Origin of the sequence: Tardiphaga sp. (genome assembly GCF_025356345.1) — a bacterium.
GTDB lineage: Bacteria > Pseudomonadota > Alphaproteobacteria > Rhizobiales > Xanthobacteraceae > Tardiphaga.
The window spans coordinates 1-22,008 of sequence record NZ_JANXTC010000382.1; the positions used below are offsets into that span (position 1 = coordinate 1).

A 22,008-nucleotide genomic window follows, 5' to 3' on the forward strand; every position below is an offset into this window, starting at 1 on the left:
GGCTTTGGCCGCCGCGACGACGTCGGCGACCGACGGCAGCGCCAGCTTCTCGAGGTTGGCGGCGTAGGGCATCGGCACGTCCTTGCCGGAGACCCGGCCGACCGGCGCATCGAGATAGTCAAAGGCTTGTTCCATGATGCGGGCGGCGACCTCGGCGCCAACGCCGGACTGCGCCCAGCCCTCCTCCACCGTCACCGCGCGGCCGGTCTTCTTCACCGACTCGATGATGGTTTCCGTATCCATCGGACGCAGCGTGCGTAGATCGATCACCTCGGCCTCGATGCCTTCCTTGGCGAGTTCCTCGGCGGCCTTCAGCGCGTAGTTCATGCCGTTCGACCACGAGATCAGGGTCACGTCCTTGCCCTTGCGGGCGACCTTGGCCTTGCCGATCGGCACGATGTAATCATCGAGCTTCGGCACTTCGCCGGTGTGGCCGTAGAGCATTTCATTTTCGAGGAACACGACGGGGTTCTTGTCGCGGATCGCCGCCTTCAGCAGGCCCTTGAAGTCGGCGGCGGTGTGCGGTGCCACGACCTTGAGGCCGGGAATCTGCGAGTACCAGGCCGAATAGTCCTGGCTGTGCTGCGCGCCGACGCGGGCGGCGGCGCCGTTGGGGCCGCGGAACACGATCTGGGCGGTCATCTGGCCACCGGACATGTACAGCGTCTTGGCGGCGGAGTTGATGATCTGGTCGATCGCCTGCATCGCGAAGTTGAAGGTCATGAATTCGACGATCGGCTTCAGCCCGGACATCGCCGCGCCAACGCCGACGCCGGCAAAGCCGTGTTCGGTGATCGGGGTGTCGATGACGCGGCGGGCGCCGAATTCCTGCAGCAGGCCCTGGGTCACCTTGTAGGCGCCCTGATATTCCGCGACTTCCTCGCCCATGATGAAGACGTCTTCGTCGCGACGCATCTCTTCGGCCATGGCGTCGCGCAGCGCTTCGCGGATGGTCATGGTGACCATCTCGGTGCCCTCCGGAATTTCCGGATCCGGCTCGATCGCCGAGACCGGGGCAACCGGAGCGGCCTGCGCAGCGGCGGGCTCTTCCCGGGGCGCCGGCGCGGATTTGGCATCGGCGGCCGGGGCCGCGGATTCCACGGGCTTGTCCTGCTTCGCCGGCGAAGCGGCGGCGTTGGCATCCTCGCCTTCGGCCAGGATGGTGGCGATCGGCGTATTCACGGCGACGTCATTGGTGCCCTCGGGCACCAGGATCTTGCCGAGAATGCCTTCGTCGGTCGCTTCCACTTCCATGGTCGCCTTATCGGTCTCGATCTCGGCAATCACGTCGCCGGACTTGATGACGTCGCCTTCCTTCTTCAGCCATTTGGAGAGGTTGCCCTTCTCCATGGTTGGGGACAGCGCGGGCATCAGCACTTGAATGGGCATCATAACTCCAGATCAATCGTTCGGCCGCGCGCTCAGCGGTAGACGTCGGTGTACAATTCGGAAGCATCCGGCTCGGGATCGTGCTGCGCGAATTCGGCGGCAGCATTGACCACGTCGCGAACCTCCGCGTCGATCGCCTTCAGCTCCTGCTCGGTGACTTTTTCGGCCAGCAGGCGGTTACGCACCTGCTCGATCGGATCCTGGTCGTGGCGGACTTTGTCGACTTCCTCACGGGTGCGGTATTTGGCGGGATCGGACATCGAGTGACCGCGGTAGCGATAGGTCTGCATCTCGAGGATGTACGGCCCCTTGCCTTCGCGGCAATAGGCCACGGCCTTGTCGCCGGCGGCCTTGACGGCGCGGACGTCCATGCCGTCGACCTGCTCGCCGGGAATGTTGAACGACACGCCACGCTTGGAAAAGTCGGTCTGCGCCGAGGAGCGCGTGACCGAGGTGCCCATCGCATAGCGGTTGTTCTCGATGATGTAGATCACAGGCAGCTTCCACAGCTCCGCCATGTTGAAGCTCTCATAGACCTGGCCCTGGTTCGACGCACCATCGCCGAAATAGGCCAGGCTGACGAAATCATTGCCGCGGTAGCGGTTGGCGAAAGCCAGGCCGGTGCCGAGCGACACCTGGGCGCCGACGATGCCGTGGCCGCCGTAGAAATTCTTCTCCTTGCTGAACATGTGCATGGAGCCGCCCTTGCCCTTGGAATAGCCGCCCTGGCGTCCGGTCAGCTCGGCCATCACGCCCTTGGCGTCCATGCCGCAGGCCAGCATGTGGCCGTGGTCGCGGTAGCCGGTGATCACCTGATCCCCCAGCTTCAACGCCATCTGCATGCCGACGACGATGGCTTCCTGACCGATATAAAGATGGCAGAAACCGCCGATCGCGCCCATGCCGTAGAGCTGGCCGGCCTTCTCCTCGAAGCGCCGGATCAGCAGCATGTCGTGCAGCGCGCGCAGCTCCTGTTCGCGGTTGAATTCCGGCGGCACTGGCAGGCTTGCGCCATTGCCCGTTGCCTGCCCTGCGGGAGCGACGCTTTTCTTCGGTGCGGCCATTAGAATTCCGGATGCGAGAGACAATGGCTTTCTGTACTCCATCATTCCGCGGTGTGAAAGGGACTGGGCGTCGCGGCTGACGGCCGCTGCCACGAAAAGCCTTTTATCGCAGTGCAATACGCGCAACTTTCGCAAGCGAATGGCAGGCGTTTTGTAATATGCGGAATGAATGCAGCGGTGTGTTTCAGCCCCGCGCAATGGCAGCGATATCGCGTGTCTCATTCGCGTTCGGCTGTCGCCCAAGCGGGCTGTTTTCGATCAGCAGAATCGGCAGCGCGGCGGCCGCCGCGCGAGCGACCACAACCAGGCGATCCTCGCTCATGCCTTCGCGTGCGCTGGCGGATAATCCGGACATCGTGCTGGCGACGTAATCGGTCATGGCATCGGCCGCGTCCGGGTTCGACAGCGCCACGAAGACGCGGATGTGACTACGCTTATGTTGCGCCGAGCGACGGGCGAGATTGGTGCTCTCGTCGTCGTCGCCACCGCGCGCGGCTTCCAGCACGAGGCAGCCGCGCAGTTGCGGGTCGCACGCGTAAGTTAGCGCCGCGCGCTCCAGCAGATCGGCAAGCGCTTCCGCGGGCGGCCGCCCGGGACGCAGGATGCCTTCGAGCGCCAGCACGGACTGCGAATAGCGTTCGAGGATGCGCGCGAAGTAGCCGGCCTTGCTGCCGAAGGTCCGGTAGAAGCTGGTCGGCTTGATGCCGAGCGCCGAGGTCAGCGCGGCGAGTCCCACCGCTTCATAGCCGCGCGCGTGGAACAGGCGTTGGCCGGTATCGAGCGCGGTCTCGGTGTCGAACCCCCTCGGCCGCCCCCGTTGCGGTAATAGTTTAGTGATCACTTACAAAAGGCCCTTGGTTTTTTCTTTATCCACATTTATAGCGATCACTAACAAACAACAAGGAATGATCCGATGAGCGAATTTACCAGCAAGAAGGTCATGGTGTTCGGCGGCAGCCGCGGCATCGGCGCCGCGATCGTGTCGGGATTCGCCGATGCCGGCGCGGCGGTACTCTTTACCTATGCCGGATCAAAGCCGGCAGCGGACGCGCTGGCGGCCTCAACCGGGGCCGTGGCGGTCCAATCCGACGCGGCGGACCGCGCCAGCATCATCGCGGCGATCCGCGCGGCCGGGCCGCTCGACGTGCTCGTATATAATGCCGGCGTGCTGGTCGGTGGCGACCCTCTGACGATCGATCCCGACGCCGTGGATCGCCTGATCGACGTCAATATACGCGGGCCCTATCACGCCGCCGTCGAGGCGGCGCGAACGATGCCGGACGGCGGCCGGATCCTGGTGATCGGTTCGGTGAACGGCGACCGGACGCCGTTCCCCGGGCTCGCGGCCTATTCGATGAGCAAATCAGCCCTGCAGGGCATGGCACGCGGCCTCGCCCGCGATTTCGGATCGCGCGGCATCACCGTCAATATCGTGCAACCGGGTCCGACCGACACCGACATGAATCCGGCCGAGGGGCCGGACGCAGAATTGATGCACAGCGTGATGGCGATCAAGCGGCACGGCACCGCGGAGGGCGTAGCAAAGCTGGTACTTTATCTGGCCGGCCCGCATGCCGGTGGCATTACCGGCGCGATGCACAGCATCGACGGCGGCTTCGGCGCATGAATAGCCGAGGGCGGCGCTGCGAGACGGCTGCGTTCGCAGCCCCGAAGGCGACGCCGCCGACGCTCAGTTCGGCTTGATGACTTTGACGAGGTCGCGCGGGTTGGCGTAGTCGAGTTGATAGCGCACGCGCTCGTCCAGCATGTCGGGATCGACGCCGCTGGAGCGCAGCGAGGAGACCCGCTGTTCGCCCTCGGCGCGCTCCTTCTTCAGGCGCACCAGTTCGGACGTCAGCGCGATGATCTCCTGGTCCAGCTCTTGGCGGGCATTGAGGCCATATTTGCCGGTGTAGGCGTTGACGCCGAAATAGCCGATCATCAGGGCTGCCAGCGCATAGAGCACGAGCCCGGTGAGCAACGATTTGAGCCTTGTATGCCTGACCATGGTCGAAACATGCGATGGCCCGGTTAAGGCAAGCCTAACAACCGGGCCACGGCGACGATTCGAAGCCTATTTCTTCTGCTTTTCGACCCAGGCGGCAAAGGCGTCGATATAGGCCTGCAGCACCGGACGGATAGCTTCCTTGATAATCTCGCCGTTCTCGTCGAACGCATCCCCGACGGCGTTCAGGTAAATTTCCGGCTGCTGCAGGACAGGGCCGGCGATGCCCGGCAGGATCCGCTTCAGGTCCATCGCCGCGCTGACGCCGCCCTGCGGACCGGGCGACGAAACGACGATGCCGGTCGGCTTGCCGAGGAACGAGCTCTTGCCATAGGGGCGCGAGCCGACATCGATGGCGTTCTTCAGCACGCCCGAGGTCGCACGGTTATATTCCGGGCTGACGAAGATCACCGCGTCCGATGCCTGGATAGATTCGCGAAACTTGACCCAGTCGGCCGGTGGGGTGGCTTCGAGGTCCTGGTTGAAAAAGGACAGGCCTTCCAGCGTGACGATGTTCAGCTTCAGCGACGCCGGCGCCAATTTGGCAAAAGCCTGCGCGATGCGGAGCGAGAACGAGTGTTTACGGAGGCTGCCGACAATGACGGCAACGGTATGGGTAGTCATGGGATGATCCTCGGGTGAAGCGGCTGGGCGCACGCGGTGTGTCGCCCAGATGTCGGATATCCCGCAACAAGATGCAAGTGCATGAATTAGGCAACGCGACGCGTCGCGCCCGATGCAATCGTGTCGACCGACACATCCTCCCCGTCACCCGCAACGCGGCGCACGAGCATCGATCATCCGTTGACGGCGCGTCGCGATACGGCTTCTACGCTCAGCTTAGTATTTGCGGTGCGACGAAGCCTGCCCCATCACATGGGCGAGGCGGCTCGCCGGGGCCGAACCGGACACGATCCTGTTGGCGTCGTCATGAAAATCCGCGGACGCCCCGGTGGTTACGCCCTGCTCCCCGCTCGGCCACAGACCCAGCACCAGCACCAGGCCCACATTGACCACGACACCAATGACCGTTGTCTGATGCTGCTCCGTAATGGCCAGGCCCGGCATTTTTCCGGCGACCACATGATCGATGATCAGAACGGTTGCCCATAGCGGGATCACGCAGACCGGGTCCCACCCGATATCGCGAATCCTCATCGATTGAAGGGTGAAGATCACCCACATGAAAAACGCCGCGGCAGCCAGCGCGGGTGCCGTCGCCTGCTCAAAGGAAAACTCGACAACCCGGTTGGTGTGCCGGAACACATAGCTGGAGATGCCGTAACAGAGTGCCGCCATGACGCCGACCAACACGAGGCTCGCCAGAACATAGATCAACCGCCGCAGCCGTGCGTTGAAGCCGAACAAAAAACCCAGCATGCATGGTCCTTTCGGACTTTAATACCTACCGACCACATCGGAACGGTAAAGCTTTCGAAACCTACTTGAAGATGGTTTCAAAACACTTTCAGACCTGTTTTGAAATAAAGGTGGCCGCCTATTCAAGCCTTTCGACGTTCCGCAAGGTCGGAAACAGCTTCATCCATAGCAGCGCCACCGCGACAGTGCCCAAGCCGCCGATCAGCGCCGCCGGCATGGTACCGAACAGCGCCGCGGTGACGCCGCTTTCAAACTGGCCAAGCTGATTGGAGGCGTTGATGAACAGGAAGTTGACCGCGCCGACGCGGCCGCGCATGTCGTCGGGCGTGGCGAGCTGGACCAGCGACACCCGGATCACCACGCTGACCGTATCGGCGGCGCCCATGATCAACAAAGCGATCAACGACAGCCACACCAGCTCCGACACCGCGAATACCGCGGTGGCGATTCCGAACACGATCACCGCCTGGAACATGCGCATGCCGACGCGGCGCTTGATGGAATAGCGTGCCAGCAGCACCGTCATCAGCAAGGCGCCGACCGCCGGCGCCGCGCGCAGGATGCCGAGACCCCAGGGGCCGGTCTGCAGGATGTCACGGGCATAGATCGGCAGCAGCGCGGTGGCGCCGCCAAGCAGCACCGCGAACAGATCGAGCGAGATGGTGCCGAGAATCGCCGGATTGCGGCGCACGAAGCCGACGCCGGCAAACAGAGCGCGGAAGCTCGGCGGCTCCCGGGCTACGATGGCACGTTCGAGCTTGATCGCGCTGCTCAGCAGGCCGCCGATCACCCAGAAACCGGTCATCAGCGCATAGGGCAAGCCGGTCGAGATCGCATAGGCGATACCGCCCAGCGCCGGGCCGCAGATCATCGCCAATTGCCCGGTGCCGGTGGTCAGCGCGGTGGCCTTTTGCAGCGTGCCGTCGGGCACCACGCCGGGCAACAGCGCAGAAATCGCCGGGCTTTCGAACGCGGTGGCGGCGCCGAACAGCGCCACCGCGACGAAGATATCGGTCACCGTGATCCAGCCGCCATAGCTACCCCAGGCGAGATAGGCGGCAATCAGCCCCTGCGCGACCTGGCAGATCCGCACCACGCTGCGCCGATCATAACGGTCGGCGGCGTGGCCGCCGGCAAACACCAGCAGCAGCATCGGCAGGAACTGGACCAGCCCGACCATGCCGAGCTGGAACGCGCTGCCGGTCATGTCATAGACCTGCCAGCCCACCGCCACCGCGGCGATCTGCGACGAGAACCGCGAAAAGCAGCGCGACCAGACGTAGAACAGAAACGGCCGGTGGCGCAGCAAGGTGCGGGAGCCAACCGGAACGACGGCGGCCGCGACTTGATCGAGCGCGGTCATCCCGGCTTGTTCGGATTGATCAGGAATTTCTCGCCCGTAGCGCGCTTGGCATAGGCCTTCAGATTATCGAGCCGCAGCACTTCCCGCAGCGACACCACCTTGGTGTAGTGGCTGGCGAAGGTGGTCTTCAGCTCGTCGGCCACGCGCTGGCGCAGCCGCTGCGCGTCGGCCTGACCGATCTTCTGCAGGAACGGAAACAGCAGCCAGCCGCCCATGCCCCAGGCCATGCCGAAGGTCGGCGAGAACTCGATCGGCTTCGATTCGAGACGGCCATAGACGTAGAGCTGCTTGTGGGTGGTCGAGCCGTAACGGCTATAGACCTTCATGGTCTTCACCGCCGCGGCTTCCATCGCCGTCAGGATCTGGCCCTGCAATCTGCCGCCGCCGGTGGCGTCGAAGCCGAGCGTCGCGCCGGTGGTCACCAGCGCCGCGGTGAGGTCGTCCATGAAGCTCGGCGAGGTCGAATTGCAGACATATTTGGCGCCGAGATCGCGCAGCAGCTTCTCCTGCTCCGCGCTGCGCACGATGTTAACGAGATCGATGCCGTCCTTGAGGCAGATCCGGTTCAGCATCTGGCCGAGATTCGAGGCGGCGGCCGTGTGCACCAGCGCGGTATGGCCCTCGCGGCGCATGGTCTCGACCATGCCGAGCGAGGTCAGCGGGTTGACGAAGCACGACGCGCCCTCCGCGGCCGTGGTGCCGTCCGGCAGCGGCAGGCACTCCTTCACCTTCATGGTGCGGTACTGCGCATACATCGCGCCACCGATCATCGCGACCATCTTGCCGAGCAGCGCCTGCGCTTCGGCCGACGAACCCGCCCTGATCACGATTCCGGCGCCTTCATTGCCGACCGGCATCGATTCATCGAGCCGACCGGCCATCGCCTTCATCGCCGCCGGCGGAACGCTGGCCTTCACCACCGGGGCGTCCGGGGTGCCCGAAACCTTCGCCGTGGCCGGATCGGCAGCGCCGATCAGCAGGCCGAGGTCGGAAGGATTGATCGGCGAGCCTTCGATGCGAACGACAACCTCATCCGGACCCGGCTCGGCGATCTCGACCGTGGCCAGCGACAGTTCGAGTTCGCCTGACGCGGTGATCAGCGAACGCAGTTGCAGCCCGGTGGTGCCTTCGACGCCCATTGGAAATCTCCGTTGTTGCGGTGCTTGTCGCTTGAACCGGCGTCAGTAGATGCCGGGGATGATGCGTTTGGTCTCGCGCATATAGGCGCGGTAGTCGTCGCCGAACGCCTCGGTGAGCATACGCTCCTCGAAGTCGATCCGGGTGAAGAACAGGATCGCGATCGCCACCAGCCCGCTGAGCGCGGCCATCGCGTTCGGCAGCAGGAAGGCCTGCGCCAGCGCCCACAGCCAGAACGAGGCATACATCGGGTGGCGTATCAGGCGATACACCCCTGCCCGCACGATCTGGTGGCTCTCGCGGATTTCGAGGCTGGCGGACCATTGCCGGCCGAGATCCTTGTGCGAGCGGCGAAACAGCCACAGCGACAGCCCATAAAGCGCGGCGCCGACGGTCACGGCGGCATAATTGAGATCGTAGTTCAGCGCGGCGGGCCAGCCGCTGGCCAGCCACAGCACGGGGATTACGAACAGACCGAGCCCTGCCACGGCCAGCAGGATGCGTTCGCGGCTCCAGCCATGGCTGCGAACGGTCGCGGTGCGGCGTGCCTTGCGGGCATAGGGATAGCGGATCACGAACCACGCGATGACGCCGACGGCCCAGACATATTTTCCAACAAGGGACGCGGTCATTGTGATCCGTTCAGGCCATCATGCGGCATGGACGGACGCCCCCAGCGGCGGCTCCGCCGGTTTCGACACGGCCAAGGCCGATGAAGTCAGCAGCGATCCATCCGGCCCGAAACGGCCGACACCGCCACCGGGCGCCGTGATCTCGTCGAACGGCAGCGGACCACAGATCACCATGCAGTAGTCATACTGCGCACGCTGCTCGTTGCCCATCACCATCTGATAGTGCAACCGCATGAAATTGAAGCGATGCCGTTTGAACGAGGCTGGGCTCATCATGGTGTGCATCTGGACGCGGCGGATATTCGGCCGGCCGTCGCCGCGCTCGTGACCGACCCGCTTCAGGGTCACCGGATCGAAGCGGTAGAAGCTGATGGCGTCGTCGCGGGCATGAAATTCAGCCCAGCGAATCGCGGTCTCGCCGGCCACGGCCCGGGTCGCGGCGCGAACGCTGGTGCCGGCCGGATGCAGCGCGAATTTCGGGATCGTCGCCCCCACGGTCAGCACACAGATGGTCGGGCCATGCCGGGTCAGGTCGGGATCGAGCTTGAGGGCTCGGGCCATCGATTCCATTACCAGCGCGGCGCCGAGGCAGTGGCCGACAATGACGATCTCCTCGACATCCGCGGCCTGTGCCCGGGCCACGATCGCCCTGGCGAATTCATCGACACGGGCGTCCATCAGCGGCCGCTGGCCGTAGACGAACTGCCGCGAAAAAATCCAGTCGTCGAACACATGGTTGATCGGTTTCTTCCAGCCAAGCCAGCGCAGCAGCGCGACGAACACCGCCACCGCGACCATTGCGCCGAACGCGAAGGCGGCGACGCCGTGCAACCCCGCCAGCCACGCCAGCACGAAGCCTGCCCCGGCGCCGCACAGCGCAAACGCCGCGACCCATAGGTAGGGAAACAGGAAGAAGCCGGCATATTTCCAGCTCGACCGCATGAAGCGGAACAGGGTGCCGGTCACGATCCAGTCGCCGAGCGTGACCATCGACGCCCCCAGCCGGGACCACATGCCGCGGGAATGATCCCGCAGGATCAGATCGTCCCAGCGCAGCATCTCGTAGGAGGTCTCGGTATTCCAGTTCGGACCGGACGTCGCCGCCGACCATGACGCGCTCACCTCGTTCGAGCGGGCTGGTCCCGGCGCGGCCGCCGACACGTTCCACGTCGTCTGGAAGCTCGACAGTGACCGCCGGAATCGCGCCAGCTGCGTGTCCGGCGTAATCGGATCGTAGCCGCCGATGTGGAAGACATGTCGCCGCGCGATCATGGTCGGTAAGCTCTCGTGTCCAAGCGTCGAATGGGCATCCCGGTTCATAGCAAATTCGCCGACCGCCACAACCGGGCAGGCTCAAATCCATGGGGATTTCAGGAGTTTTTGTCGCCCTCGGGTCACACCATGGCGGTTTCGTGGCTCCATCCATCACAATAAGGGGATTCCATGGCGCGGATGATTGACGAAAGGGCTTTATGTCTGAAGATGTCGCGGAAATACCGAGAGAGAAGGTTCTGATGTCGTCGATTTCTTTGAATGCGAAGCGGCCGTCGCGAACGTCGTTTGCCGGCATCCTGCTGATGGTGGTCGCGTTGTTCGGCGCGGCGCTCGCGGGTACCAGTCCAGTGGAGGCCGCGGCCGGCAAGCAACCGGGCCACGTCTATCTGCTGCGCGGCATCCTCAACGTGTTCTCGCTCGGAATGGACCAGCTGGCCTACAAGATCGAGGCGGTCGGCGTCACCTCCACCGTCCACAACCATACCGCCTGGCGCAGCCTGGCCGATGACATGATCGTCAACTACCGTTCCGGCGACAAGGCGCCGATCATCCTGATGGGTCATTCCGCCGGCGCTGATGCCACGATCTCGATCGCGCGCAGGCTGAACGAGAGCAACGTGCCGGTCGCGCTGATCGTCAATTTCGATCCGGTCAGCCCCGATCCGGTGCCGCCGAATGTGAAGCAGATCGTGAACTATTACGTGCCGGCCGGCTGGGGCTCCGCCGTCGCCGCCGACAAGCGCTTCACCGGCAAGCTCGCCAACGTCAACGAGAACGCCACCACCAACCATTTCTCGATCGACAAGGATGACAGCCTGCACCGCCAGACCATTGCGCGCGTGCTAGCCGTCACCGGCGGCGGCGTTCGCCGCCGCGCACCGAAGAAGCCGGCCACGCTGGCCGGCCCGGCCAATGCCCAGGTTTCCGCCGCGCCGGCGCAGTAGGCCGGATCCAGTCCGCCTCACTCGCGTCACCGATACCCTGCCATGCGCCGCCTTCGGGCGGCGTCATGCATGGGCGATCCGGGACAATCCTGCCGCAGCCACGCGGCCTGTTCGGCTCAGACAAACAATACGTCATGCGACGTCAGCGGGGTCACCACGCCGACCAGCGTGATCGAGGCATCGTGGCCGAAATCGATCAGCGTGTCGTGCCCGACCACTTGCACCGAAAGATGCGCCAGGTCGACCGCGACCGACGTCGAGATCTCGATGGTGTCATGGGCGGCGCCCTCCCCGACCCTGAAATGGTTGATGACGTCGTGGCCGCCGATCGTGTTGAACACGAACGTGTCGCCGCCGGCGCTGTTCATGATGTCCCTGGCCGCGGTCGACGTCAGCGTCACGCCCGCCGCATAGGCGGTCATGGTATGGCTGCCGTCGATGTTGTCATACACCGTCGACAGCCGCGCTCCGGTCGCGCTGAGATCGTCATGGCGGGCCGAATAGGACTGCCCGGTGATACCGAATGTGTCGACGTCGCGCGTGCCATCGACGTGACGCGCGATGTCGCTGGTCAAGGTGCCGTCGGCCGCATAGGTCGACTGCACGAACGAGCCATCCTTCTGCATCACCGTCTGCTGGCTGAGATGGCCGGCGCTGTCATACTGCCCGAGTGTCCTGATGCCGCCGGCGTCGATGACCTGCTTCACGGCCAGCGTGCCGTCGGCGTGAAACCCCTCCAGCAGCACCGTGACGCCGGCGGCATCGCGCTCCACATGCTCGGAGGTGTAGGCCTTGCCGGTGATGTCATAGCTATCGATGCTGCGCGAGCCATCCGCATGGCGATCGGTCAGGCTGGCGAGATCGCCGTTGGCGGCAAAGGCTGACTGTGTGTAGGCGCCATCGGGCTGCATCAATGTCTGCTGGATCAGGTGACCGTGGCTGTCATATTGGTCGAGCAGCCGAACGCCGGCCGCGTCCACGGTCTGCCGCATGACCATCGAGCCGTCGGCGCGAAAGCCTTCGCTCAGCATGCTGTGGCCGGTGCTATCGGTCAGCGTATGCAAGGTCGTATAGGCCCGGCCTACCAATTGGTAGTCGGTGATATCACGCGATCCATCGGCGTAACGCGTCATCTCGCTGGTCTGATAGAAGGTGGCATTGAACGTCGCCTGATGCAGCGAGCCATCCGGGTGCGCGGTCGAAAAGCGGGTCAGGTGCCCGCCGGCGTCGTACTCGAACTGGTTGACCGAACCATCACCGCTCAGGACCTGACGGAAGGCGACCCCGCCGTCCGCGGCGAAGCGCTCGATCAGCGTGGTGTGACCGGTGGTATCGATGCTGACATGCTGCGAGATGTAGCTGTGGGCGGCGACGGCGCCGGCCTGGATACCCTGGCCGACGACCGTGGTGGTATAGACATCACGGGTACCGTCGGCATGGTTGACCGATTCAGCGGTGACGTTGCCGGCGCCGTCGACCGACTGAATGCGGTAGAAATCGCCGGCCGCCGGCGTGCTGGCGGCCGGAATGATCTGGTCGGCGCCGAGCTGCGCATTGGCAAACTTCAGCAACTCGACATTGGTGATGCTGTCGCTGCCGTCGCGGCCGGACACCCGGTCGGTGACCACCATCGTGCGGCCATTGAAGCTGATATTGTAGTCGGTGACATTGCCGGAGAACACCGCGGTATCGGTGCCGGCGCCACCATCGATGGTGTCGTTGCCGCCGCCGCCGGTGATCACGTCATCGTCGGTCGCCGCGCCCACGAACCAGTCCTGGTGCGCGGTGGTGTTGAAATGGATGGTGCGCACATAAAGATCGAACGAGCCGGGCGAACTGGCATTGGTGGCCTGCGCCGGCGTCAAAGCGACGCCGTTGATCTCGAAATCCTTGATGTGCAGCGCGCGGCCGGACACCGAATTCGTCAGCTCGATGGCGACGCTGTCGATCTGCGCGGGGTTGTTGAAAGTAACGGTGAAGGTCTGGTAGCCGGATGGGTCGGTCGCCGGCTTGAATTGCATCAGTCCGGACACCACCACGCCATTGACCAGCACCTGCGCGATAGCGCCGACGCCGCCGACCACCGAGCCATAGCCGGTGATGGTCAGCGTGGTGGTGACGAGGCTGGCGAGGGTATCGGGACCGCCGACGATGATATCATTGCCGGCACCGCCGCGGATCACATCATCCCCGAGCCCGCCATGGATGGTGTCATTGCCGCGACCGATATCGATGCTGTCGGCGATCGAGGAGCCGGCGACGACCAGATCGGGCACCGCGCCGCCGCCGTGAAAATACTGCGAGACGATGGCCTCGGCCGGCTTGCCCATCACCGAGTAACCGGCGGCATTGTACTTGTTGTTGAGGTCCCACTGCCACAGCTCGACGCCCTTCATCCAGCTGCCGCCTTCGGCGGTCCAGACCTGGAAGAACGCATTGAAGGCGTCGGCCTGCTCGGCGGTGTCGATCACGGTGCCACTGGCGGAGCCCGGCCTGATCGCCGAGCCGTCGATGCTGCGGTAGCCGACCTCGGTGATCAGCACCGGCCTGTCATAGCGCTCCGACAGCGAATGCAGGAAGTCGACCGGCGACAGATAGTTGAACACGTTGGCGTAATAGGTATTGGTGGGAACCTCGTTCCAGGCCTGCACCATGTCGGCGACGGTCGGCGTCGTGCTGGCCGTCAGCGGCGGATAGGTGTTGACGCCGATCGTGTCGAGCTGGCTCCAGAAGCTGACATGCGAGGCCTCGTCGGTCGCGGCGGCATAGGTCAGCTCGCCATGATAGACGGCGCGCACCTGGGCAATCATGTCGGTCCACTGGCCGAGATAGAGCGCGCCGCTGAGCTTGCTCATCTCGTTGCCGATGGCGAAGGTCTCGACGCCGCCCTGCTGCGCGATCGTGGCGAGATGCACGATCTCCGCGGTGTAGGAGGCGAAGAAGGCGTTGACATCGGCCGGGGTCAGGCTGCTCGAAATCGTGCTGTCGAGGCCGGTGATGCCCGGCTTGAACAGCACCGAAAGACCCGCCGCGTGCGCGGCGGCAAAACCGCTCAGCAGGCTGGCATCGCTTTCAGTCTTGGCGGGGTGGGCCATGACGGTGCTGCCGGTCTTGTTGTCGGTCCAGATGCGCACCGTCAGCGCCACCGAATTCGAGCCCAGCGAAGCGAGAGTCTGAAATGACTGCGCCGCGCTCGCGGTCGAGAATTGTCCGTTGTATTCGGACAACGCGCCAAAACCCTGGACCTGAAAAATCCCAGCCATCGATGCTCTCCATCTTGGTGTGATGGATAGCGTGGGGCCGTAACGTGTTTGTTAAGAGACCAAGGTTCGTTCAGAACAAGTGCGCGCGAAAACGCCTGCGAGTTCCGCCGAGGGAACTCGCAGGCGCTACGGCGACAAGAGCTGTCGATGATGATCGTCGAGTGGCGAACGCGTGATGATCACACGTTCACCGCTCGTGTTTACGCCAGCGCCTTCAGCGCGGCGCGGCCGGCATATTTCGCCTGGGTGCCGAGTTCCTGCTCGATCCGCAATAACTGATTGTATTTGGCGATGCGATCGGAGCGCGACAGCGAGCCTGTCTTGATCTGCCCGCAATTGCTGGCCACCGCGAGGTCGGCGATGGTGTAGTCCTCGGTCTCGCCGGAGCGATGCGACATCACCGCGGTGTAGCCGGCCTTGTAGGCCATCTCGATGGCGCTGAGGGTTTCGGTCAGGGTGCCGATCTGGTTGACCTTGATCAGGATGGAATTGGCGCGGCCGTTCCTGATGCCGTCGGCAAGCCGCGTGACGTTGGTGACGAACAGATCGTCGCCGACCAGCTGGCACTTCTTGCCGACCAGATCGGTGAGCTCTTTCCAGCCGTCCATGTCGTCTTCGCTCATGCCATCCTCGATCGAAACGATCGGGTAGCGCGATGCCAGGTCGGCCAGATATTTCGCCTGCTCCGAACCGCTGCGGGTCTTGTTCTCGCCGCCATAGACATAGGCGCCGTCCTTGAAGAATTCGGTGGCGGCGCAGTCCAGCGCCAGCATGACATCCTTGCCGGCGCTGTAGCCGGCCTTGTTGATGGCGGCCATCACGAAGTCGAGCGCCTCGTCGGCCGATTTCAGGTTCGGCGCGAAGCCGCCCTCGTCGCCGACATTGGTGTTGTGACCGGCCTTCTTCAGTTCGCTCTTCAGGGTGTGAAAAATCTCGGCACCGCAGCGCAGCGCCTCGGCGAAGGACGACGCCCCGACCGGCATGATCATGAATTCCTGGAAGTCGATCGGGTTGTCGGCATGCATGCCGCCATTGATGATGTTCATCATCGGCACCGGCAAGGTGCGCGCCGAGGTGCCGCCGACATAGCGGTACAGCGGCATGTCGAAGGAATTCGCCGCCGCCTTGGCGACCGCCAGCGACACGCCCAGAATGGCGTTGGCGCCGAGCCGGCTCTTGTTGGCGGTGCCGTCGAGACCGATCATGATCTCGTCGATCTGGACCTGCTGCTCGGCGTCCATGCCGCCGATCGCGTCGAAGATTTCGCCGTTGACGGCATCGACCGCCTGGAGAACGCCCTTGCCGAGATAGCGGGCCTTGTCGCCATCGCGCAGCTCGACGGCCTCATGGGCGCCGGTCGAGGCGCCGGACGGCACCGCCGCGCGGCCCATCGACCCGTCTTCCAGGATGACATCGACTTCGACGGTCGGATTGCCGCGGCTGTCGAGGATTTCGCGGGCGATAATGTCGACGATGGCGGTCATGGGAGCCTCTTTGGCGGGTGGGATAGGGTGCTGGCGCCGCTTCTACAGCAAGGTTTCCGGCTGGCAAAGGCCAGGCAAGGTGACGGCAGCCACCGGATTGGCTAATAACCCCGCCAACGGAGACCCTGATGTCCAAATCCCCCACCAAGACGCCCAAAGCCAGCAAAATGGCCCAGCCCACGGCCAAACTCGACCCCTCGGGCCTGCAGCTCGGCCATGAAGTGGTGTGGCCGCTCACGCCGGAACAGGCCAGGCTCGACCGGGTGCCCAATCCGCAGGCCGACACCAATTACCTGGCGCGCTTCACGGCGCCGGAATTCACCTCGCTGTGCCCGGTCACCGGACAGCCGGATTTCGCCCATCTGGTGATCGATTACGTGCCGGACCAGTGGCTGGTGGAATCGAAATCGCTCAAACTCTACGTTGCCAGCTTCCGCAACCATGGCGCCTTTCACGAGGATTGCACCGTCTCGATCGGCAAGCGCATCGTCGCCGAGATCAAGCCGAAATGGCTGCGCATCGGCGGCTACTGGTACCCGCGCGGCGGCATTCCGATCGACGTGTTCTGGCAGACCGGCAAGCTACCGAAGGGCATGTGGATCCCCGAACAGGGCGTCGCGCCCTATCGCGGGCGCGGCTAGCTACGGCCTCTTGTCCCGGGCGCGCCGCAGCACGAAGTGCTGCCGCGCAGAACCGGGACCGTATCAAGCTCAGGCGCTTGGGACGTCCCCGGCTCTGCGGCGCACCACGCCGCCAGGTGGCGGCGCAGTGCACCGCGTCCGGGAACGCAAGCCAAGAGTTTTGCACTTAACTCGCGCGAGACTTCACGGTACCCAACATCGTACAATCATTCCAAAGCCCAGCTCGGCCCATCCAAACACAGAATTTGGAGAGATCATGCTTCAGGAAACCCTAGCCACCGCGCCGCTCTACATCGCGATGCGCGATGACGACAATGTCGCGATCGTCGCCAATTCCGGCGGCTTGCGGCCGGGCGCGCGCTTCGCCTGCGGCCTGACGCTGGTCGAGCAGATCCCGCAGGGCCACAAGGTCGCACTCAGTGATATCGCCGCCGGCGCGCCGATCCTGCGTTACGGCGAAACCATCGGCCATGCGGTGTCGGCGATCCCGAAGGGTGGCTGGGTCAGAGAAGCGCTGGTGCTGATGCCGGACGCACCTTCCTTGACCAACCTGCCGGCCGCCCGCGGTGCGCAGCATCCGCTTGAGCCGCTGGAAGGTTTTACGTTCGAGGGCTATCGCAACGCCGACGGCTCGGTCGGCACCCGCAACATCCTGGCGATCTCGACCTCCGTGCAATGTGTCGCCGGTACGGTGGAATATGCCATCAGGCGGATCCGCGACGAGTTGCTGCCGAACTATCCGAATGTCGATGATGTGATGGCGATCACCCATGCCTATGGCTGCGGCGTCGCCATCAATGCGCCCGGCGCCGCGGTGCCGATCCGCACGCTGCAAAATCTCGCCAAAAATCCGAATTTCGGCGGCGAGGTCATGATCGTCGGGCTCGGCTGCGAGAAGCTGCAGCCGGAACTGCTGCTGCCGGAAGGCATGGCTTCCGCTGCCGATGACAGCGACATTATCCGCATGCAGGACGAGAGCCTGACCGGGTTTGGAGAGATCGTCGACAGCATCGTGGCCATGGCCGACAAGCGGCTGCGGGCGCTGAACCTGCGCCGCCGCGAGACCTGCCCGGCGGCCGACCTGGTGATCGGCACGCAATGCGGCGGCAGCGATGCGTTCTCCGGCGTCACCGCCAATCCCGCCGTCGGCTTCGCCGCCGACCTGCTGGTGCGCGCCGGCGCCACCGTGATGTTCTCCGAAGTCACGGAAGTCCGCGACGCGATCCATCTGCTGACGCCGCGCGCGGTCAACCAGGATGTCGCCGATGCGCTGATCCGCGAGATGGACTGGTACGATCGTTATCTCCAGAACGGCGAAGCCGACCGCAGCGCCAATACCACGCCCGGCAACAAGAAGGGCGGCCTGTCCAACATCGTCGAGAAGGCAATGGGTTCGGTGATCAAGTCCGGGACGTCGGCCATTTCCGGCGTGCTGTCGCCCGGCGAGCGCGTTCGCGAAAAAGGCCTGATCTTCGCGGCGACGCCGGCCAGCGATTTCATCTGCGGCACGCTGCAGCTGGCGTCCGGCATGAACCTGCACGTCTTCACTACCGGGCGCGGCACGCCCTATGGGCTGGCGGCGGCACCGGTGATCAAGGTATCCACCCGCAGTGACCTGTCGGCGCGCTGGCACGATCTGATCGACCTCGATGCCGGCACCATCGCGACGGGCAAGGCCAGCATCGAGGAGGTCGGCTGGGAGCTGTTTCACATGATTTTGGACGTCGCCAGCGGCCGCAAGAAGACCTGGGCCGACAAATGGGGCATCCACAATTCGCTGGCGCTGTTCAATCCGGGACCGGTGACGTAGGCGGGATCAACTAAAGATGAAATGACGGCGTTGTCGTGCAGATTCAGCTTTAACGCATCACGTGCGAAGCGGACGCATCCGCGAGCGCACGATACGAGATCCAGCCTTGTCTACTTCCCCAAGCGCCTGGCCAGTTCACGGCAGCGCATCAGGAAGGGGTTTTTCAGAACCACGGACTCGATCTCGCGCATCGTGATCTGTTTGCGATACCGCGCCGCCTGATCTTCCGAGATCGCGGGACTGGCGAGCTGAAACCCGAAGTACTTGTGCAGCAGATGCTTGCCCTCCGGCGAGGCGGCCTCCGCCACCACCTGCAGCCGCTGGTCCTTCGGCAGATCGTAATCATTCTCCAGCCAGCGCAGCAAGGTGAAGCCGATGATGCAGGGCAACACAGAGTGAAGTCCCTGCAGACTGGTCGATGACGAGATCCCCGAAAAATACCAGCAATGTCCCGCAGAGGCCGCGATGACCGGTGTCCGCAGATCGTGCTCGGACACCTCCCGGCGGACGAAGGCTCCGGCCCATTGCCCGGTGACCGGAAACAGCCCGGTCACCGCGACCGGCTCGGCCCCGTCATAGGCGCACAGAAACCCCTCCGGATAGGCCAGCCACCATTCCTTGAACAGGTCACGACCGATGCTGCCTACCGCGCCATAGGCATCGAGGTCGAAGTCATAGACCTTGTTAAGGTCTCCCAGCGTCGGGATCGGCAGTCCGAATTGCAGCCGCGTGTCCATGTCGTGATACACTCCGCGTCCTTTGCCTTCGTCGCGGGCCCGCAGATAGGCGTCCTGAAAATCCTGCCGCAGCCGGTCATAGGCGGGGTCAGGCGGCATCCCGAAAAAGATGCGCTGGATCGTCGGTAAATTTTTCTCCGGGAGCGAGCGGCCTTTTCTCCAGTGCGAAACGCTTCTGCGAATTGTGCTGCCCCCGTCGGTACCGGTGCCGATGATCGCTTCGGCAAACTGCCGGTCGCTCCACGGCCCGCGTTTTTCGACCGGCAAATCGGGTTTGCCGCGCGGGTTGGTGCCGCGTTCGAGATGCCAGACCAGCAATCTCGCAAACTCCTTTCGGCGATTTTCCATATCGGCACCCCCGCCATCGATCTCGGCGTCGGTCGGAGAGACAAGCCGCTGGAACAGCTGGAACAGCGAGAACAGCGGCTGGAACGAGGCACAAGAGGCGGATTCAAACGGCGGATCCCGACAGACTTCGTTCCGCGGATCGCTCGAGGAACCAACCACCGAAGTCCACCGAGCAGTCGCAGCAGAAGGAAAAACGTTCAACGATCATTACGGAGGTATGAAATGCTCAGTCTCCTTGATCTCTCTCTCGCCATCGCGTCGGCCGTCGAAAGCGTCCTTTTCCTCATCGAGTCCAAGCTCACCGAAGCGCTGCGGCACCACACCCATCTGCTGCGTGCCGCGCTGTATGGATATCTCGCGGTGATCCACGGCCTCTGCCTTGTCGCGGGCCATGGCTAGCCGGCACGGCGGCCGCGGACCTGGCCCCGCGGCCGCTACTTCAATTCCTTCATCATCACCACCGACACCTGGTGAAAGCCGTTACGCTCGAAAAAATGATGGGCATCGTGATTATCCTTGCCGCTCTCCAGGAAGAAACGTTGGACGCCCTGCGCCCTGGCCTGCTCGAAGATCCAGTCGACAAATCGCTGCCCGAGCTGATGCCCGCGCTGGTTCTTGTCGATCACGATATCTTCCAGCACCGCGAACGGAATTCGAACACCGAGATTCCAGCTGACGAAGGCGACCGCGACGATATCGTTCCCGACAAAGCCGCATGCGATCCGTTGCCCGGCAATCGTATCGCTCGGCACGCGCTCGGCGATTTCAGCGCGCAGGAACGCGCTGAAATCCGGAAACCATTCGGACGGCGATCTGGCGCGTCCGAACTGCAATTCCGAATGCGAGATATAGGATACCGGGAGTTCGTCGGTGAACAGCCTTGCGGCGTCATCGATGCGCGCTTCCTCGTTGAGCCAGGCAAACCGAATGTCCAAAGCCTGTCTCCTGCCCTGCGCCCATACGACGACGTGCTGGCAAGCTGTCAGCCCGCCAAGGTCGCGACGCTGAAAGTCGTGTTGCTGCGATCATACAATTTTTGATAAAATGCGTCAAAGCGCCTTTCGCGCAATGCGTCGCGCCGATCACCGAACGGCGGCATCCTCCGGCTTCGTCGGCTTCAACAGCCGCACGCAGGCGAAGCCCAGCGCGAATATGATCAGCGCGCTGGTGAGCAGCGTCGGCAGCTTGCCGAGATGCGACATCCCGAAACCATAGGCCACCGGGCCCAGGCTCTGCCCCATGAAGAAGCAGAAGGCGTGCAGCGACATCGCGCTGGCGCGGGCCTCCTGCGACAGCTCGCTGGAGAAGATCTGCAGCGAACCATGCAGCATGTAGAAGCCCCAGCCCATCAACAGCAGGCACGCCGCCTGCGCCTGCCATGGCGGCCCGAAGCCGACGATGGCAAGTTGCAGCGCCATCACGATGCCGCCGGAAATCATCATGCCGTTGACGCCGATCCGCGGCAGCATCCGCGACACGGTGCCGGCATAGAACAGCCCGCCGATCGCAAAACACGCCAGCACCATACCGGCGATCGACAGGCTGGTGACGCCGCGCTCGAACAGGAACGAGGCGAGGTAGGGAAACAGGCCGAAGATGCAACAGCCCTCGATGAACACCGCGCTGTAGCAGATCGCGGTATTGGGATTGGCGAAGATGGCGCGGTAGCCATGGCGCAGCACCGCGAGATCCACTCTGCCCGGCGGCTTCGCCAGTTTTGCATTCTTGAAGCCGAGCGCAATCGCCACCGAGGCCAGGATCGCCAGCGCGCCGAGTACCGCCAGCACGCCGCGCCAGCCGAACAGATCGCCGATCACGCCGGAGGCCGTGGCCCCGAGCAGGTTGCCGGTCATTGACCCGGCCAGCACCCGGCTGATCGCGACCTGCCGTTTCAGCGGCGGGACCAGATCGGCGGTCAGGCTCAGCGTCACCGGAAACACCCCGCCGGCGCCGATGCCGGCGAGCACCCGGGTGACCAGCAGCAACTCGTAGGACGAGGTCAGCGAACCCAGAATATTGGCGACGCCGAGCAGCACCAGACAGACCACCATCAGCCGCGCCTTGCCGAACAGGTCAGCGGCGGCGCCCAGCGCCGGCTGCACAATGGCAAAGGTGAAGGCCAGCGCCGACGACAGGCCGGCGGCGATGGCGATCGTCACACTGAGTTCGTCGGCGACATGCGGCAGCACCGGGTCGAGCGCCCGCATCGACAACGCCGCCGCGAACGATGCCAGCGCGATGATGTTCAGGACCGGCGGCATGCGCGCGCCGGGGTCGGCGCGCAGCCGCGGCATTAATGCGTTCCGGCTTTGGCCAGCGCGTCGAACGCCATCAAATTGCGGATCAGGGCTTCGAAGTCGCGCAACGGCACCATGTTGGGACCGTCGGAAGGCGCATGGTCGGGGTCGGGATGGGTCTCGATAAACACGCCGGCGACGCCGACGGCCACCGCGGCGCGCGCCAGCCCCGGGACGAATTCGCGCTCGCCGCCGGACGAGGTGCGCTTGCCGCCGGGCTGCTGCACCGAATGGGTGGC

General features: G+C 64.0%; 20 protein-coding genes and 1 pseudogene. 5 read left to right on the forward strand and 16 right to left on the reverse strand.

Annotation, left to right across the window (positions count from 1 at the left end):
• The 3 genes from Q0S16_RS23070 to Q0S16_RS23080 form a co-directional block, all read right to left on the reverse strand.
• A partial coding sequence (locus tag Q0S16_RS23070) for a pyruvate dehydrogenase complex E1 component subunit beta (RefSeq protein WP_295853692.1) occupies nucleotides 1-1,389 on the reverse strand: 1,389 nt, incomplete at its 3' end.
• A gap of 32 nt (nucleotides 1,390-1,421) precedes the next feature.
• On the reverse strand, nucleotides 1,422-2,453 hold the full coding sequence (gene pdhA / locus Q0S16_RS23075; protein WP_295853694.1) for a pyruvate dehydrogenase (acetyl-transferring) E1 component subunit alpha: 1,032 nt from the start codon (nucleotides 2,451-2,453) through the stop codon (nucleotides 1,422-1,424).
• 184 nt (nucleotides 2,454-2,637) lie between these two features.
• Nucleotides 2,638-3,294, reverse strand: a complete 657-nt coding sequence (locus Q0S16_RS23080; protein WP_295853697.1) for a TetR/AcrR family transcriptional regulator — start codon at nucleotides 3,292-3,294, stop codon at nucleotides 2,638-2,640.
• 72 nt (nucleotides 3,295-3,366) lie between these two features.
• Here Q0S16_RS23080 and bdcA point away from each other — a divergent pair, with 72 nt between their 5' ends.
• Nucleotides 3,367-4,080 carry an SDR family oxidoreductase gene (gene bdcA / locus Q0S16_RS23085; RefSeq protein WP_295853702.1) on the forward strand — a complete coding sequence of 238 codons (714 nt, stop codon included), beginning with the start codon at nucleotides 3,367-3,369 and terminating at the stop codon, nucleotides 4,078-4,080.
• Nucleotides 4,081-4,143: 63 nt separating this feature from the next.
• On the opposite strand, the gene Q0S16_RS23090 is transcribed toward bdcA, so the two are convergent.
• The 7 genes from Q0S16_RS23090 to Q0S16_RS23120 form a co-directional block, all read right to left on the reverse strand.
• A complete protein-coding gene (locus Q0S16_RS23090; RefSeq protein WP_295853704.1) occupies nucleotides 4,144-4,461 on the reverse strand; it encodes a septum formation initiator family protein in 318 nt (105 codons plus the stop codon).
• Nucleotides 4,462-4,527: 66 nt separating this feature from the next.
• Nucleotides 4,528-5,082, reverse strand: coding sequence for an NAD(P)H-dependent oxidoreductase (locus Q0S16_RS23095; RefSeq protein ID WP_295853706.1), 555 nt, complete (start codon nucleotides 5,080-5,082; stop codon nucleotides 4,528-4,530).
• Nucleotides 5,083-5,298: 216 nt separating this feature from the next.
• The gene (locus tag Q0S16_RS23100; protein ID WP_295853709.1) at nucleotides 5,299-5,826 is read right to left on the reverse strand and encodes a hypothetical protein; all 528 of its coding nucleotides are present in this window, start codon (nucleotides 5,824-5,826) and stop codon (nucleotides 5,299-5,301) included.
• A 130-nt stretch (nucleotides 5,827-5,956) separates the two neighbouring features.
• Nucleotides 5,957-7,201, reverse strand: a complete 1,245-nt coding sequence (locus Q0S16_RS23105) for an MFS transporter (RefSeq protein ID WP_295853713.1) — start codon at nucleotides 7,199-7,201, stop codon at nucleotides 5,957-5,959.
• On the reverse strand, nucleotides 7,198-8,340 hold the full coding sequence (locus Q0S16_RS23110) for a zinc-binding dehydrogenase (RefSeq protein ID WP_295853715.1): 1,143 nt from the start codon (nucleotides 8,338-8,340) through the stop codon (nucleotides 7,198-7,200). The genes Q0S16_RS23105 and Q0S16_RS23110 overlap by 4 nt, the downstream gene beginning before the upstream one ends.
• A gap of 42 nt (nucleotides 8,341-8,382) precedes the next feature.
• On the reverse strand, nucleotides 8,383-8,970 hold the full coding sequence (locus Q0S16_RS23115) for a protein-S-isoprenylcysteine O-methyltransferase (RefSeq protein ID WP_295853717.1): 588 nt from the start codon (nucleotides 8,968-8,970) through the stop codon (nucleotides 8,383-8,385).
• Nucleotides 8,971-8,988: 18 nt separating this feature from the next.
• Nucleotides 8,989-10,242: a hypothetical protein gene (locus tag Q0S16_RS23120; RefSeq protein WP_295853719.1), complete on the reverse strand. Its 1,254-nt coding sequence runs from the start codon at nucleotides 10,240-10,242 to the stop codon at nucleotides 8,989-8,991.
• Between the two features lie 242 nt (nucleotides 10,243-10,484).
• Between Q0S16_RS23120 and Q0S16_RS23125 the strand changes: the two genes are divergently transcribed.
• Nucleotides 10,485-11,189 (forward strand): hypothetical protein, encoded by a 705-nt coding sequence (locus tag Q0S16_RS23125; RefSeq protein WP_295853723.1) that lies wholly within the window; start codon nucleotides 10,485-10,487, stop codon nucleotides 11,187-11,189.
• 116 nt (nucleotides 11,190-11,305) lie between these two features.
• On the opposite strand, the gene Q0S16_RS23130 is transcribed toward Q0S16_RS23125, so the two are convergent.
• Nucleotides 11,306-14,452, reverse strand: coding sequence for a hypothetical protein (locus Q0S16_RS23130; protein ID WP_295853725.1), 3,147 nt, complete (start codon nucleotides 14,450-14,452; stop codon nucleotides 11,306-11,308).
• Nucleotides 14,453-14,652: 200 nt separating this feature from the next.
• Nucleotides 14,653-15,936: a phosphopyruvate hydratase gene (gene eno / locus Q0S16_RS23135; RefSeq protein WP_295853728.1), complete on the reverse strand. Its 1,284-nt coding sequence runs from the start codon at nucleotides 15,934-15,936 to the stop codon at nucleotides 14,653-14,655.
• 167 nt (nucleotides 15,937-16,103) lie between these two features.
• On the opposite strand from eno, the gene queF reads away from it, so the two are divergent.
• Both queF and garD read left to right on the forward strand, forming a co-directional pair.
• Nucleotides 16,104-16,577 carry a preQ(1) synthase gene (gene queF / locus Q0S16_RS23140; protein ID WP_295853745.1) on the forward strand — a complete coding sequence of 158 codons (474 nt, stop codon included), beginning with the start codon at nucleotides 16,104-16,106 and terminating at the stop codon, nucleotides 16,575-16,577.
• Between the two features lie 256 nt (nucleotides 16,578-16,833).
• Entirely contained in the window at nucleotides 16,834-18,387 is a 1,554-nt protein-coding gene (garD, locus tag Q0S16_RS23145) for a galactarate dehydratase (RefSeq protein ID WP_295853732.1), read from the forward strand.
• Between the two features lie 110 nt (nucleotides 18,388-18,497).
• Here garD and Q0S16_RS23150 read toward each other — a convergent pair whose 3' ends face one another.
• A complete protein-coding gene (locus Q0S16_RS23150; RefSeq protein ID WP_295853736.1) occupies nucleotides 18,498-19,472 on the reverse strand; it encodes a hypothetical protein in 975 nt (324 codons plus the stop codon).
• A gap of 222 nt (nucleotides 19,473-19,694) precedes the next feature.
• Here Q0S16_RS23150 and Q0S16_RS23155 point away from each other — a divergent pair, with 222 nt between their 5' ends.
• Nucleotides 19,695-19,871 carry a hypothetical protein gene (locus Q0S16_RS23155; protein ID WP_295853739.1) on the forward strand — a complete coding sequence of 59 codons (177 nt, stop codon included), beginning with the start codon at nucleotides 19,695-19,697 and terminating at the stop codon, nucleotides 19,869-19,871.
• A gap of 35 nt (nucleotides 19,872-19,906) precedes the next feature.
• Here Q0S16_RS23155 and Q0S16_RS23160 read toward each other — a convergent pair whose 3' ends face one another.
• The 3 genes and pseudogenes from Q0S16_RS23160 to Q0S16_RS23170 form a co-directional block, all read right to left on the reverse strand.
• Nucleotides 19,907-20,407, reverse strand: a complete 501-nt coding sequence (locus Q0S16_RS23160; RefSeq protein ID WP_295853741.1) for a GNAT family N-acetyltransferase — start codon at nucleotides 20,405-20,407, stop codon at nucleotides 19,907-19,909.
• A 147-nt stretch (nucleotides 20,408-20,554) separates the two neighbouring features.
• Nucleotides 20,555-21,766, reverse strand: a complete 1,212-nt coding sequence (locus Q0S16_RS23165; RefSeq protein WP_295853743.1) for an MFS transporter — start codon at nucleotides 21,764-21,766, stop codon at nucleotides 20,555-20,557.
• Nucleotides 21,766-22,008 (reverse strand): annotated as a pseudogene (locus Q0S16_RS23170) (3-deoxy-8-phosphooctulonate synthase); the annotation flags it as partial. The gene Q0S16_RS23165 and the pseudogene Q0S16_RS23170, both read right to left, overlap by 1 nt.